The organism is Treponema sp. UBA7567 (assembly GCF_002476655.1).
Taxonomy (GTDB): domain Bacteria; phylum Spirochaetota; class Spirochaetia; order Treponematales; family Treponemataceae; genus Treponema_D.
Window position 1 is genome coordinate 46,972 of sequence record NZ_DLLH01000073.1, and the last position, 13,646, is coordinate 60,617.

At 40.0% G+C, this 13,646-nt stretch carries 12 protein-coding genes; 9 read left to right on the forward strand and 3 right to left on the reverse strand.

Annotation, left to right across the window (positions count from 1 at the left end):
• Window positions 1-10: 10 nt before the first annotated feature.
• Window positions 11-988, reverse strand: a complete 978-nt coding sequence (locus tag B3Y13_RS09250; protein WP_296668762.1) for an ABC transporter ATP-binding protein — start codon at window positions 986-988, stop codon at window positions 11-13.
• A 293-nt stretch (window positions 989-1,281) separates the two neighbouring features.
• On the opposite strand from B3Y13_RS09250, the gene B3Y13_RS09255 reads away from it, so the two are divergent.
• The 9 genes from B3Y13_RS09255 (at window position 1,282) to B3Y13_RS09295 (ending at window position 11,527) form a co-directional block, all read left to right on the forward strand.
• The gene (locus B3Y13_RS09255; protein ID WP_296023167.1) at window positions 1,282-1,803 is read left to right on the forward strand and encodes a COG2426 family protein; all 522 of its coding nucleotides are present in this window, start codon (window positions 1,282-1,284) and stop codon (window positions 1,801-1,803) included.
• Entirely contained in the window at window positions 1,793-2,392 is a 600-nt protein-coding gene (locus B3Y13_RS09260; protein WP_296023170.1) for a M48 family metallopeptidase, read from the forward strand. The genes B3Y13_RS09255 and B3Y13_RS09260 overlap by 11 nt, the downstream gene beginning before the upstream one ends.
• 130 nt (window positions 2,393-2,522) lie before the next feature.
• Complete coding sequence (gene fliS, locus B3Y13_RS09265; protein WP_296023174.1) at window positions 2,523-2,966, forward strand: flagellar export chaperone FliS; 444 nt, start codon at window positions 2,523-2,525, stop codon at window positions 2,964-2,966.
• 3 nt (window positions 2,967-2,969) lie between these two features.
• Window positions 2,970-3,458, forward strand: coding sequence for a flagellar export chaperone FlgN (gene flgN / locus B3Y13_RS09270; protein ID WP_296023177.1), 489 nt, complete (start codon window positions 2,970-2,972; stop codon window positions 3,456-3,458).
• A 149-nt stretch (window positions 3,459-3,607) separates the two neighbouring features.
• The gene (gene ftsH, locus B3Y13_RS09275) at window positions 3,608-5,785 is read left to right on the forward strand and encodes an ATP-dependent zinc metalloprotease FtsH (RefSeq protein WP_296668765.1); all 2,178 of its coding nucleotides are present in this window, start codon (window positions 3,608-3,610) and stop codon (window positions 5,783-5,785) included.
• A complete protein-coding gene (locus tag B3Y13_RS09280; protein WP_296023183.1) occupies window positions 5,785-6,468 on the forward strand; it encodes a LolA family protein in 684 nt (227 codons plus the stop codon). Before ftsH ends, B3Y13_RS09280 begins: the two co-directional genes overlap by 1 nt.
• Window positions 6,469-6,576: 108 nt before the next feature.
• Complete coding sequence (locus tag B3Y13_RS09285) at window positions 6,577-7,665, forward strand: helix-turn-helix domain-containing protein (protein WP_296694117.1); 1,089 nt, start codon at window positions 6,577-6,579, stop codon at window positions 7,663-7,665.
• The gene (rimO, locus tag B3Y13_RS09290; RefSeq protein WP_296668769.1) at window positions 7,652-9,160 is read left to right on the forward strand and encodes a 30S ribosomal protein S12 methylthiotransferase RimO; all 1,509 of its coding nucleotides are present in this window, start codon (window positions 7,652-7,654) and stop codon (window positions 9,158-9,160) included. Before B3Y13_RS09285 ends, rimO begins: the two co-directional genes overlap by 14 nt.
• A gap of 24 nt (window positions 9,161-9,184) precedes the next feature.
• The gene (locus B3Y13_RS09295) at window positions 9,185-11,527 is read left to right on the forward strand and encodes an ATP-dependent helicase (protein ID WP_296694119.1); all 2,343 of its coding nucleotides are present in this window, start codon (window positions 9,185-9,187) and stop codon (window positions 11,525-11,527) included.
• Window positions 11,528-11,625: 98 nt separating this feature from the next.
• Here B3Y13_RS09295 and B3Y13_RS09300 read toward each other — a convergent pair whose 3' ends face one another.
• Both B3Y13_RS09300 and B3Y13_RS09305 read right to left on the reverse strand, forming a co-directional pair.
• A complete protein-coding gene (locus tag B3Y13_RS09300) occupies window positions 11,626-13,221 on the reverse strand; it encodes a Na+/H+ antiporter NhaC family protein (protein ID WP_296668773.1) in 1,596 nt (531 codons plus the stop codon).
• 20 nt (window positions 13,222-13,241) lie between these two features.
• Complete coding sequence (locus B3Y13_RS09305; protein ID WP_200806549.1) at window positions 13,242-13,403, reverse strand: hypothetical protein; 162 nt, start codon at window positions 13,401-13,403, stop codon at window positions 13,242-13,244.
• Window positions 13,404-13,646: the final 243 nt, after the last annotated feature.

The window sequence follows — 13,646 nt, forward strand, 5'->3', positions numbered from 1 at the left end:
TGTATCCTCTTTAGTTTTTTTGTGTTAATGCGTTTTCCGAAGGCGAATCTTCCGTCAAAGTATGGAAAATATCTTCAAGACTGTTTCTTCTGAGCGAAAGTTCATAAAGCTCAAAACCAGCTTTGTTCACGGCCGCTGCAATCTGCGGCCTGATTTCCATATTATCTTTAACCTGAACAAGAGCTCCGGCAGTTTTTTCGTTGTGTCCCAAGTTTGCATTTTCCGTTTTTTCTGCCGTAACAGCACCAACACCGTCAATTTTTTTCAATATTTCAGAAAGTTTTTCAAAACCACAGCCAGAAGCTTCAACAAAGACACTTGCGCTGGTTCCGTATCGTTCCCTCAGTTCGCCGGTCGGACTGTCGGCAACGAGTTTTCCGCCAGAAATAATAATAACTCTGTCGCAAATCATTTCCACTTCGCCGAGAATATGTGTCGAAATAATAACTGTTCTTGTTTTTCCGATTTCTTTAATCAAGGCGCGTACTTCGCCAATTTGGTTCGGGTCAAGACCAGAAGTCGGTTCGTCCAAAATTAAGATTTCCGGATCATTCATCAAGGCGTGCGCAAGACCTACTCTCTGCCTGTAGCCGCGGCTCAAATCAGAAATATTTTTGTGCATGACTTCTTTAAGTCCACATTCCCTGCACAAAACCGGAACTTTTTCGTCAGGATTCTGTCCCTGAATCTGGGCAACATAGCGCAAATAATCGTCAACAATCATTTCGCCGTACAAAGGCGCGCTTTCCGGCATATAACCGATTTTTTTCTTGCATTCGACGGCATTTTCTTCAATATTTTTGCCATCAATCTTAATCAAACCGGAAGTCGGCTGCAAAAAACCGGTAATCATTCTCATTGTCGTCGATTTTCCGGCGCCATTTGGTCCCAAAAGTCCAACAATTTGCCCAGTCGGAATCGAAAAACTGATTTCATCGACTGCCTTAAAAGTTCCAAAATGCTTTGAAAGCTTAAAAACTTCAATCATTTAATTTTACCTTATCTCCTTTTTTTTGGACGGCATTCAAATTTTAAGCCGAATTTTGCCTGTCTTGGCGCTGAATTTTCAAGAAATTCCGGCTGCTACGGGTTCGGTAGCCCTCATTGGCGGCTTCGCCTCCAACTGCGCCCTTCGCATCCGGCGTAAGTCCACCGTCAACTTTTGTAAACTACAATAAAATATAACAAAAAAACAATATTTTAGTTACGCAAAACTACAGAGATAAAAAATTACAAAATTCACCACTTTTATAAAAAAACATTGTCCTGTATATTAGGACAATGTTAAAAATTTTTCTTATTGTTTTTGTTATTTCGATGATTCCGCTGATTGAGCTTCGGGGCGCTATTCCTGTCGGAGTTGCGCTTGCTTCTTCTTTTTTGGGGCTTAGCGAAGAATCTCTTTCTGTAAAATATATTGTTTTAATAAATCTTTTTTCAATGCTTGGAAATATGCTTCCAGTTCCGTTTATCTATTTTTTTGCCAGAAAATTTCTTGAATGGGGAAGTTCAAAAAAATACATTGGAAAAATGTGCAATTTTTTTCTTGTAAAAGGTAAAAAAGGCGGCGAAAAACTTGAAAAAAAGGCTGGCAGCGGTTTGTTTTTTGCACTTTTTTTATTTGTCGGAATTCCATTGCCTGGAACAGGCGCATGGACAGGCACTTTGGCTGCCAGCCTTCTAGACATGAAGCCGCGCCAGACTGTTCTTGCAGTTTTGGGCGGAGTTTTCTTAGCGGCAGTTGTAATGACTCTTGCTTCGTGCGGAGTTTTTGGCGCGGCTGGAGCGATTTTTGGAAAATAGCGGCATAAAAGTAAAAATAATTCGCAAAAATATGCGGTCAATCCGTCTTCACGTAAACCGTTTTGGCGAAGTTGTCTGCACGGCGTCTTTTTTGGAAAGCGAACAAAAAATTCAAAAATTTATCGAAGAAAAAAAAGACTGGATTGAAAAAAGTGTTCAAAAAGTAAAAAAATCAAAGCAAAACAGCATTTTTCTAAATCCGGACGGAGTTGCGGCAAAGTCGGGCTTTTTATCTTCCGACAGAATTTTCGGAAAAACAAATTTTAATTATTCAGCCTTGTGGAAAAAATCTGCGCTAAAAAAATTTATGCAGAGCGCAGACATGCTTTCTTCGTTTTTTGAAAAAAACGCATTGCCGGAATTTACTGTAAAAGGGCGTTCAATGCACTCAATGTGGGGCAACTGCAACACAAAAAACAAAACAATTACTTTATCCTGGGAACTTTTTAATTTTCCGCAGGAATGTATAGATTATGTTGTTTTTCACGAAATGACTCATTTTCTGTATATTTATCATGACAAAAATTTTTATTCCTATATAGAACGCTTTATGCCTGATTTTAGAAAAATTGCAAAAAAATTATCTTAAAAAAATTCTAAAACGTATTTTTCTTCTTTCCTGCTAAACAAAAAAAATCAATTGCCGAAAATATAATGAAGAATATCTCTAAAACTGCATTTTTAAAGATTCTCTTCTATAAAAATGTGGGAGGCTGAAAATGGGATTCATGAACAATGCTTATACGGCATATAAAAACACAGGAATAAAAACAGCGAGTCAGGGAAAACTTGTTGTTTTGCTTTACGAAGGCGCTATAAAAAATTTAACCAACGCATTGGAATGTTTTGATTCAGATTCAAAAATTGAAGCAAAAAATATCGAAAAATTTGGAAATTATATAATGAAAGCGCAGGATATAATCAGCGAGCTTCAGGCGAGCCTCAACATGTCGGCTGGCGGAGAAATTGCTTCAAACCTTATGTCTCTTTACATTTATTTTAACCGGGAACTTATGTCGTCAAATATCAACAAAGACAAAAAAAAGATTGAATTTGTCCTTAATATGCTCAATCAATTGTCTGCTGCTTGGGTTCAGGCGGCAAACAGTCAGTCAAATGCTGTAAACACCGGTTTTGGTGGCGGTCTTAATATCGAGGGGTAATTTATGGAATTAACTCAGGCACAGATTGACGAAAGAATTGCTGTTTTAAAACGTTTTAGAACTTTGCTTGAACAACAGCGCAATAAATTTAGAGAATATCTGCATGTGCTTGAGTGCCAGCAGAATAAGATTGAAGAAGAAGATGGAGATGCGCTTGTAGCTCATGCTGAGCTTGAACAGCAGATTGTTTCAAATATTTCAAATTTGCAGAAAGTGATTGAACCTATGCAAAGCATGTACAATGCAGTTTCGCATGGAACGGAACTTGGCGCAGAAGATAAAATCAGCGTAAAAAAAATGCAGGCGGAGCTTGCAGACTTGCAGAAAAAAGTTCTCGCTCAAAATGCACGCAATCAGGATCTATTAAAAGAACATATTGAAAGCGTAAAAAAACAGCTTGCAGAAATTCATAATGCCAATCCTTATTTTGGAAAGCGTTCAGTTTATTCAACAACTGCCGCCGTAACTGGAAATTTTGTTGCCGAAGCTTAGTTTTTCTGTTTGTATAATGATGCAAATTTTATTATATTTATAGCGTGCCATTCTAAAATTTTCCTTTGGTAAATTTTTAGAAAGTTTGGCAAGTTTTAAGACGTTACGATACAACGATTTTATCAACACTATAAATTTTTGAGGAATAAATGAGCGACGATCAGAAAAACGAACAGGACAAACCGTCATTTGTGCCGGAACCAAAAGAAAAAAAAGACGAAAACAAGCAGAAAAAAACGTCAGAAAAAAAGCCTGCAGACAAAAATAACGAAAACAAACAGAATTCTCAGGATTTTGATCCGTATAGTTTTTTTAAACTTTCAATTGATGAGCCGGAAAACGGTGACAAAAACGGTGGAAAAAAGCCTTCGCGCTTTCCTTTTTTTACAATGCTTGCCGTTACAGTGCTCGCGCTTGCATTCATCAATATGTTTTTGCTTCCAAAAGCCGACAACACAATTCCTTTTTCGGAATTCCGTAATCTTGTAGAAGATGGAACAATTGTCTATGTCGAAATGGGCGAAAATTCATTTACAGGCTATGGAGTTCCTGTTGCTGAGAATACAACTGCAACTCAAAATGATTCTTCTGATTCAGTTTTAAAATCGCCTCAGCTCCCATGGAACAAAATTCGCAGGGTTCAGAGCGAAAGTCGAAAAGTTTACCGGACAACTGGCGTTTTAATGCAGGATTTTGTTTCTCTTTTAAACGAAAAGCATGTTGAATATAAATTTATCATAAAACAGACAAATTGGTTTGTTCAGCTTCTGTTGAATTTTGCATTTCCGATTGGAATCCTTCTTTTAATGTATTTCTTTATTTTCCGCAAAATGGGCAGCGGAATTGGCGGAATGGGTTCCCTTTTTGGAGCAGGCGGAAGCCGTGCAAAGACAGTTGAAGAAGGCAAGGTAAAAACGCGCTTTTCTGATGTTGCCGGCGTTGACGAGGCAAAAGAAGAGCTTGTCGAAGTTGTTGACTTTTTGAAGGAACCAAAAAAATATACTGACATTGGCGGTAAAATTCCAAAAGGCGTTTTGCTCGTTGGTCCTCCTGGAACAGGAAAAACTCTTCTTGCGCGTGCAGTTGCCGGCGAAGCTGGAGTTCCGTTCTTTAGCATTTCGGGCTCTGACTTTGTAGAAATGTTTGTCGGTGTTGGAGCAAGCCGTGTACGCGATTTGTTCCGTCAAGCCCGCGAAAAAGCTCCGTGCATTATTTTTATTGACGAAATCGATGCCCTTGGAAAAAGCCGTATGAACGGTTATGGCGGTGGAAACGACGAGCGTGAACAGACTTTGAACCAGCTTTTGGTAGAGATGGACGGTTTTGACAACGAAAAAGGACTTATCATTCTTGCTGCTACAAACCGTGCAGATATTCTTGATCCTGCGCTTTTGCGTCCAGGCCGCTTTGACCGTCAGGTTCCTGTTGAAAAACCGGACGTAAAAGGCCGCGAAGACATTTTGAGAATTCACTCTAAAAATGTAAAGCTTGATAAAGACGTTGATTTTGTTTCTGTTGCCCACGGAACTGTAGGCTTTGCGGGTGCAGACCTTGCAAACGTTGTAAACGAAGCTGCGCTTATGGCAGTCCGCAATGGCCGCAAAAAAGTAACAATGGAAGACTTTAATGAAGCAATCGACAAAGTTAGCATTGGTCTAAAAAAGAAAAGCCGCAAAGACAACAAAAAAGAAATGCGCCTTGTTTCTGTCCACGAAACTGGACACGCTCTTGTTGCTGCCTTTACTCCGGATTTTGCCCCTGTCAATAAAATTACAGTTGTTCCGAGAAGCCATGGCGTTGGCGGATTTACACAATATCGCGAAGAAGAAGAAAAAAACTTTATGACTCGCAAAGATATTATAAACGAAGTTGACAGTTGTCTTGGCGGACGTGCTGCGGAAGAAGTTGTGCTTGGCGACATTTCTACTGGCGCTTCAAACGACATTGCCCGCGCAACAGACCTTGTAAAACGCATGATTACAGATTTTGGTATGTCTGCAAAATTCAGAAACATGACGCTTGGAAAAGGTGTTTTGGGGCATCAGGGCGCAGATCCAAATATTTACCGCGAATTTTCTGAAGAAACACAGCGTTATGTCGATGAAGAAATTGCCCGCGTAATGAACGAACGCTATTCTCATGTTGTTGAATTGATGAAAGAGCACAAAGATTTGCTCGAATTCATTGCAAACCGCCTCCTTGAAATCGAAACAATGGACGGAAAAGAATTCTACGAAATTGTAAAGAGCGAAGTTCATTGCCGTGAGCTTGCAGAACAGGCAAAACTAAATGAAGAAAACACAGCTTCAACTGATGAGGAAAAATAATGAAAAAAATATTTGTATTGACAGCGTTGATTTTTACCTGTTTTTCCAGATTTTCTGTTTATGCTCAAGGAATTTTAACTGCGGCGGCTTTTTTTCAGAATGTTTCAGCTGAATATGGAAAAATTGAAGATTATGAGGCTGATGTTTCAATTAAGGCTGCAAAAAAAGTTATGGAAGGGCATGTAAATTTTAAACGTCCGAATCTTTTGCGCATTGATTTTACAAAACCAGACAATCAGGTAATCTGTTTTAATGGAGATTTGCTTACGATTTATCTTCCTGAATCCGCCGCAATCTTAAATCAGACAGTTGAATCTTCGGGAACAGGAAGCGCTGCAAACCTTGCGACTGCACAAGGGCTTTCTTTAATGAGCAGGTATTATTCTGTTGCGTACGAAAGCGGACAGGAAGCGGTTCCTCTCGAAGACGGAAGCACGGAAAATGTAGTAAAATTGGTTTTGAGCCGTCGCAATACTTCTGAAGCGTTCCGTTACATCAACCTTGCAATTTTGCCCGAATCAAAGCTTATCCGTAGAATTGAAGCAATTACGCCTCAAAACGAAAAATTCCAGTTTGATTTTTCAAATTACTCGATAAATCAGGGAATTTCGGATCAGCGTTTTATTTATGATCCGCCAACTTCTGCTAATAATTACAACAATTTTCTGTTTACTGAACAGTAATTTGTAAAATTTTAAGTTATCGCATTTTTTTCAGGTTGCCTTTGAAAATGTATTTTTTTAAGGCAGCCTTAAGATTTTTTAAAGTATATTTTTCAGGGAAGAACAAAAATGGAAAGTTATGGCACAATTCTAAAAAACAAAAGGGAAGAAAAAGGACTGGAACTTGAAACTATTTCCAGAGAAACTTCAATTACTTCCACCTATTTAAAGGCTCTTGAAGACGAAAATGCCGTAATTTTTCCTGGTGAGCCATATCTTGTCGGTTTTTTGAAGAATTATGCTGAATACCTCGGACTTGATTCTCAAAAATTGCTCCAGCTTTATCATGCAAAAACATTGCAGGAATCTCCGATTCCAGACGGTTTGATTGTCCGCAGGCGGCCGAAAGTTTTAATTACTGTAATCATAATAATTTCGATTCTTGTTTTTGCAACTGGAGTTACTTTTGCTGTTCTTTTTATGAAAAAGAAAGCTGAAGAGCATGCAGTTCTTGCTGCTTTACAGAACGATTTTCAGTCAAAAAAATACGAACTTACGGAAAAAACTCTTGCTACAAGAATTTACAAAGGCGACCAATTGATTTTGGGAACTAGTGGCGGAGATGTTGTCGTGACTGTTGCAAATACTGTCGGTGATTTGTGTTTGGAAACTCCTGCTGGAATTCAGCATATTGAACTTTCAGAAGAGCTCGAAGTTGATGTTGACGGCGATTCAAAGCCAGAGCTGATTGTCTATGTTTCAGATGTTTCCACTGGAACAAATGACCGTGGCGCTGAAGTTAGAATTCTTCTTAAAAATGCTTCGAATGCTGTCGCAGGAGAAACAAAAGCTTCTGAAATTCCTAGCGTTGGTGAACTTCCTCAAAACCAAAAACGCACTGTTATTCTCGAAGATACAAGGGCTTATCCGTTTACGGTTCGTGCGGACTTCCGTGCAGGCTGTCTGTTCCGTTATCGTCTGGACAGAAAAGATGCTGTCGAAGATTATCTTGCAAACGGCGACACTGTAAATATGACTGCAAGTAACGGCGTGCGCTTGTGGATTTCTAACGGAAATACTGTAAAACTTCAGGTAATTGTTGCTTCAAAAACTTACGACATTGGAGTTACAAAAGCCGGAGAAGTTATTGTTCAGGATATTCGCTGGATAAAAGATACAGATGGAAAATTCAAGCTGGTAATAAATGAACTCGATTAAATTTTTTATTGATCAGCACGGTTGTGCAAAAAATCAGGTGGATGGAGAAATTTTAATTTCGCATTTGACAGGAACTCAAGAGTGGGAACAGACTTTTGAACCTTCTGAGGCGGATTTAATCATCATCAATTCGTGTGGCTTTATTGAATCTGCAAAAACCGAATGTTTGAATGCAGTCTTAAACGCAAGAAATAATTATCCGAACGCAAAAATTCTTTTGGCAGGTTGCCTTGCTGAGCGTTACGCAGAGGACTTAAAAGAAAATTTGCCGGAAGCAGACGGCTTTTTTGGAAACGGTGATCTTTCAAAAATCGTAATCACTGCAAAAGAAGTTATGCAAAATAAGCGTCCAGTCCATAAATTTGCTCAAAAAGGAGTTTGCGGCGCAAACCGGAATCTGCTTCTTTCTTTTGCTGGAACCGCCTTTGTAAAAATTACTGAAGGTTGCAACAACCGCTGTTCCTTCTGTGCAATTCCAATCATCCGTGGAGAATTGCGTTCTCGTCATGCTTCTGAAATTATTGAAGAAATTAAAATTCTTCTCAAAAAAGGCGTTTACGAAATCAATTTAATCGGACAAGATTTGGCAGCTTACGGAACAGGCAGTTCTGACAATGTTTTTGGAACAGGGCGCACTTATCTTCCTCTTGGAACTCCAGGAAGCGATGCTGAACTTGCTTGCGAAGACAAAGGCGAATCTGGACTTTGCCGTTTGCTCAAAGAAATTTCAAAAATCGAAGGAACTTTCCGTCTTCGGCTGCTTTATATTCATCCAGACCATTTTAATCCTGACATTTTGCCTGTGATAAAATCCGATAGACGCTTTTTGCCTTATTTTGATATTCCTTTTCAGAGCGGAGATGACGAAATCATTCTCAAAATGCACAGAACCGGAAATCACAAAAAGTATGCGCAGACAATCGAAAAAATCAGGAGCTTTTTTCCAGACGCAGCGATCCGGACGACTTTTTTGGCAGGTTTTCCTGGTGAAACAGATGCTCAGGCAGAAAATACTCTTAGCTTCTTAAAAGAAATTTCTACAGATTGGTCAGGCTGCTTTCCGTATTCAAGGGAAGATGATACTCCGGCTTACAACTTAAAAAAACAGGTTCCTGCAAAAAAAGCAAATGAACGTGCCGAAAAACTGGTTGCGCTTCAGGAGCAAATTACAGCACAGCGCTTAAAGGAGCGTTGCGGCAAAGATTACGATGTTTTGATTGAAGAAGTTCTCGCTCAAAACGAAGATTCTCCTGAAGAAGGAATTGCAATTGGAAGGGCATGGTTTCAAGCGCCGGAAGTTGACGGTTCGGTTGTCGTCAATTATGACCGCTCAAATCCAGAAGAGCAAAAAGCGGTTCTTTCCGGAAGACTTGTGCGCGTTCATATAAACAGCGCCGGCACTGTTGATTTAAACGGCGACTTTGTCTGCGACAGTCCGCTTAACGAGACAATCAAAAGAAGCAAGTTGAAATTTGCGCAGGAAATAAACGGTTAAAACTGCAAAGGTGGCAAATGCAAAATGAATGAGTTTTTAAGCGTCTTGAATCCTGAACAAAGGGCGGCCGTTGAACATGAAGGTTCTCCTCTCTTAATTCTGGCAGGAGCAGGTTCAGGAAAAACACGCGTAATTACTACAAAAATTGCTTATCTTATTTCTGAACGAAACATCGATCCGTATCAGATTCTTGCAGTTACTTTTACAAAAAAAGCGGCAAACGAAATGCAGCAAAGGGCTGTTGCTCTCGACAGCCGGGCGCGTTATTCACAAATCAGGACGTTTCACTCTTTTGGCGCCTGGTTTCTCCGTCTTTTTGCAGCGCAGGCTGGAGTCGACCCGAATTTTACGGTTTATGATGACGACGACATGGTAACTCTCCTTTCTAGGGCAAATCCAAATCTTGCCAGAAAGCAGGCAAATCATTACGCGCATTTAATCAGTCTTTGCAAAGATTACGCTTTAACGCCGGACGATTCGGTCGAAATTGCCGAACTTATGGAAGAACTTGGCGAAGAAATTGACAGCGAAGATGATTTTGCGCAAATTTATTCAAACTATACAGCCCGTCTGCGCGAAACCGGCAATGTTGATTTTGGAGATTTGATTCTTCTTCCAATGCTTGTTCTTGAAAAAAACGAAGCAGTCCGCACAAAAATCCAAAATCGTTTTCGAGTAATAATGGTTGACGAGTATCAGGACTCAAACGTGGCGCAGTTTCGGCTTTTGCAGGTGCTTGCCGGAAAACAGACCTATGTTTGTGTTGTTGGCGATGATGATCAGTCGATTTACCGTTTCCGTGGCGCTGAAGTAAAAAATATTCTTCAATTCAAAAATCATTTTCCGGGAACTCAGATAATCCGTCTGGAAAGTAATTACCGCTCAAAATCAGAAATTTTGACGGTTGCAAACGACGTTATAAAAAATAATTCGGCTCGTCTTGGAAAAGAACTTCGTGCCGAACGTGGAGAAGGAAAAAAGCCTGTACTGATTTTTTTGCCTGATCAAAACGAAGAATGTCAATTTTGCGGAGATTTAATCGAGCAGACACACAAAACAGGAATTCCATACAGCGACTGGGCTATTCTTTACCGCACAAATGCTCAGTCAATGGGATTTGAATCAGAATTTTTGCGAAGAAAAATCCCATACCGCATTGTCGGCTCTCTAAAATTCTACGAACGCGAAGAAATAAAAGATATTCTCGCTTATCTTGCGCTGCTTGCAAACCCAAAGGACGAAATCGCATTCAGAAGAATTATAAATAAACCTGTGCGAGGAATCGGAGCAACGTCGCAGGATAAACTTGTAGAAGCCTGCCGCCAAGAGATTTATAACTCTGTTATGGAAGAAGATAGCAGCCAGAACGAAGAAACTTCTCAGGAGCAGATTCAGAGTGTAAACTATGTAGAAATTTGCCGCAAAAACGGAGCGTCTTTTTCAAAAAAGGCAAGGGAAGGAATTGCTTCTTTTGTCGAGGCGATGGACGCTTTTTACGAAAAAATAAAAGAAAATATTAAGCAAAAAGACGAAAACGAGCGGATTTTAGCCGAAAAAGCAAAAATTGTAAATCCAGTCGAAAAACTTTCGGTTTTAATAGATTTTATTGCCGAAAAATCAGGCTTAAAGACATATTATTCAGAAAAAGACGAAATTGCCGGAACTCAGCGCGATGCAAATATTCAAGAACTTTCAAATTCGGCAGTTTTTTATGATTCGACACGAGAAGGTCTTCTGGAATTTCTGGATCACATTGAATTAGACAGAACAATAGAAGAATCAGACGGGGAAGAAGAGGCAGACAGCGTAACTTTAATCACTCTTCACAATACGAAGGGGCTGGAATTTAGCCGCGTTGTAATTACCGGAATGGAATATGGAATTTTTCCGAGGCAGGACAAATACGGAAATGAACTTGAAGAAGAGCGCAGGCTTTGCTATGTTGGCATTACCCGTGCAAAGGACGAGCTTTATATGACATCTTGTTCTAGGCGTATTATGTACGGCCGCTCTGAATATATGGCGCCAAGTCCGTTTTTGCAGGAAATAAACCCTGACAATATAAAAATTTTAGGGCATCTTCCGTTCGGATTTAAAAAAACTTCTTCACAAAATGCTTCTTTTTCGCATAACGGCGATTTTGGAAATTTGGGCTTAAGCCATCCTGACACAGAAACCGACCCGATAAAATTAAAATATCACCGCGGAGCAAAAATCTATACCGATGATTATGGTTATGGAATTATAACTTCAGCAGTTACGACAACCGAAGGCGAATACGCAGTTACAGTCAATTTTGAGAACGGCGGAATAAAAAGATTCTTGCCAAAATATCAATACAAAAATCTGGAAATTATAAAAGACTAAGCAAGTGAAAAAAAATTGCTCCGCAGTTTCTCGCAATGACGCTGTACAGACCAAGGTCTAATCGTCATTGCGGGCTAAAAGCGAAGCAATTTACGTTTTTAAGCCTGCTGCTGAACAGACATGGCTTTTTCTGTCCGCTTTTTAATAAAAATCAAAGTTGCAAACAAAAGCACAAGGCCAAAGCAGAGCGAAATCGCAGAGCAGAGGGCAATGTTAAGTTTTGAAGTAAAACCTGCCACGATAAAAGTAAAGAACGAAACAACCGCAACTGTCATAGCATAAGGAAGCTGAGTCGCAACGTGGTTTACGTGGTCGCACTGAGCGCCAGCGCTTGCCATAATTGTTGTATCAGAAATTGGAGAAACGTGGTCGCCGCATACAGCGCCGGCCATGCAGGCAGAAATCGAAATAATTCTTAACGAGCCTTCAGGGAAAGCCGCAATACAAATAGGAATCAAAATTCCAAAAGTTCCCCAAGAAGTGCCGGTCGCAAAGGCAAGGAAACATGCGATTGCAAAGATAATCGCCGGAAGAAGCATTTGAAGCTTGTCAGCGCTTCCAGAAACAATGCCTGCAACAAAGTCTTTTGCGCCAAGACTGTCAGTCATAGATTTAAGAGTCCAGGCAAGACAGAGAATCAAAATGGCAGGAACCATAGCCTTAAAACCGTCCGTCAAGCACAGCATCGCCGACTTAAACGAAATAACTTTGCGTCCAAGATACCAAACAAGAGAAACAATAAGTCCAAACAAAGAACCGATTACAAGTCCTACAGAAGCGTCAGAATTTGCAAAAGCGTTGACAAAGTTAAGATGAGAGTCGCCTTCGCTAAAAAATCCGCCGGAATAAATCATGCCGAGAACGCAGAAAACAATAAGAATAGCGATTGGAACAACCAAATCAGCAACAGTTCCCTTCTTTTTTCCCTCTGCAGATGATGATTCTTCAGGTACCGAAACTTCTTCATCGTCTTTTTTCATAAATTCTTTTGCTTTTTCATACTTAGACATTTCGCCGTATTCAAAACGCATAAAAACGAGGGCAAAAAGCATTACGATTGTAAAAAGAGCATAAAAGTTAAAAGGAATAGCCTTGCAGAAAAGAGCAAGACCGTTTTCGCCTTCAGTTACAAAGCCAGAAACCGCGGCCGCCCATGAAGAAATCGGGGCAATAATACAGATAGGAGCCGCAGTAGAGTCGATAAGGTAAGAAAGTTTTTCTTTGCTTACACCGTATTTGTCGGTTACAGGCTTCATAACAGAACCAACAGTCAGACAGTTAAAATAGTCATCGATAAAAATCAAAATTCCGAGACAGATAGTAGCAACCTGAGCGCCAAGTTTTGTTTTAATGTGTTTTTTTGCCCAGTTGCCAAAAGCGGCAGAACCGCCAGCCTTGTTCATAAGGGCAACCATAGTTCCGAGAATTACAAGAAAAGCGAGAATTCCGACATTGTAACTGTCAGAAATACACGAAATCAAACCGTAAGAAACAGCATCATCGCCTTCGCCGACAGTATTGTTTAAAAGATGCGAAATAAATCCCGCAAAACCCGAGCCAACGCTCACAGAATAAAAAACGGCGCCGATTACAATGCCGATAAAAAGCGAAGAATAAACTTCTTTAGTAATCAATGCCAGCGCAATAGCAACAACCGGCGGTACAAGCGACCAAAAAGTTCCAATCATATTCATTTTAAGCAAAATCTCCTAAATTACTTTTTAATGGCAGAAAAATCAGTGTTAAGCGGATCTTTAACGCCTTCTTTTTCCAGTTTTTTCAGAACTTCGATAGCGTAGTCGAGTTCGTCGAGCGAATTTGCAGAAACATAGGTTTTGACCTGTTCCAACGCCTTGATAGCTTTCTCGTTATTCATAAATCCTCCAAAAAAAAGCGTAAACAATCTCCTGTAAAAAATATTCTATCAGTAAAAAAAACGTAAATAAATATTCAACTGCACAAAAATAAAGATTTTTTTGATAAATCGGGGCCATTTTTTCGTTTTTACAAAACGAAAAAACCGGGCTTTCCAGGGTTCCGCGCTAGCCGCGCTGCATTTGCGGCTGCCGGCAGCCGCAAACGGCTCCGCCGCCCTTCCAATCCCTTGTCCGAAAGGACA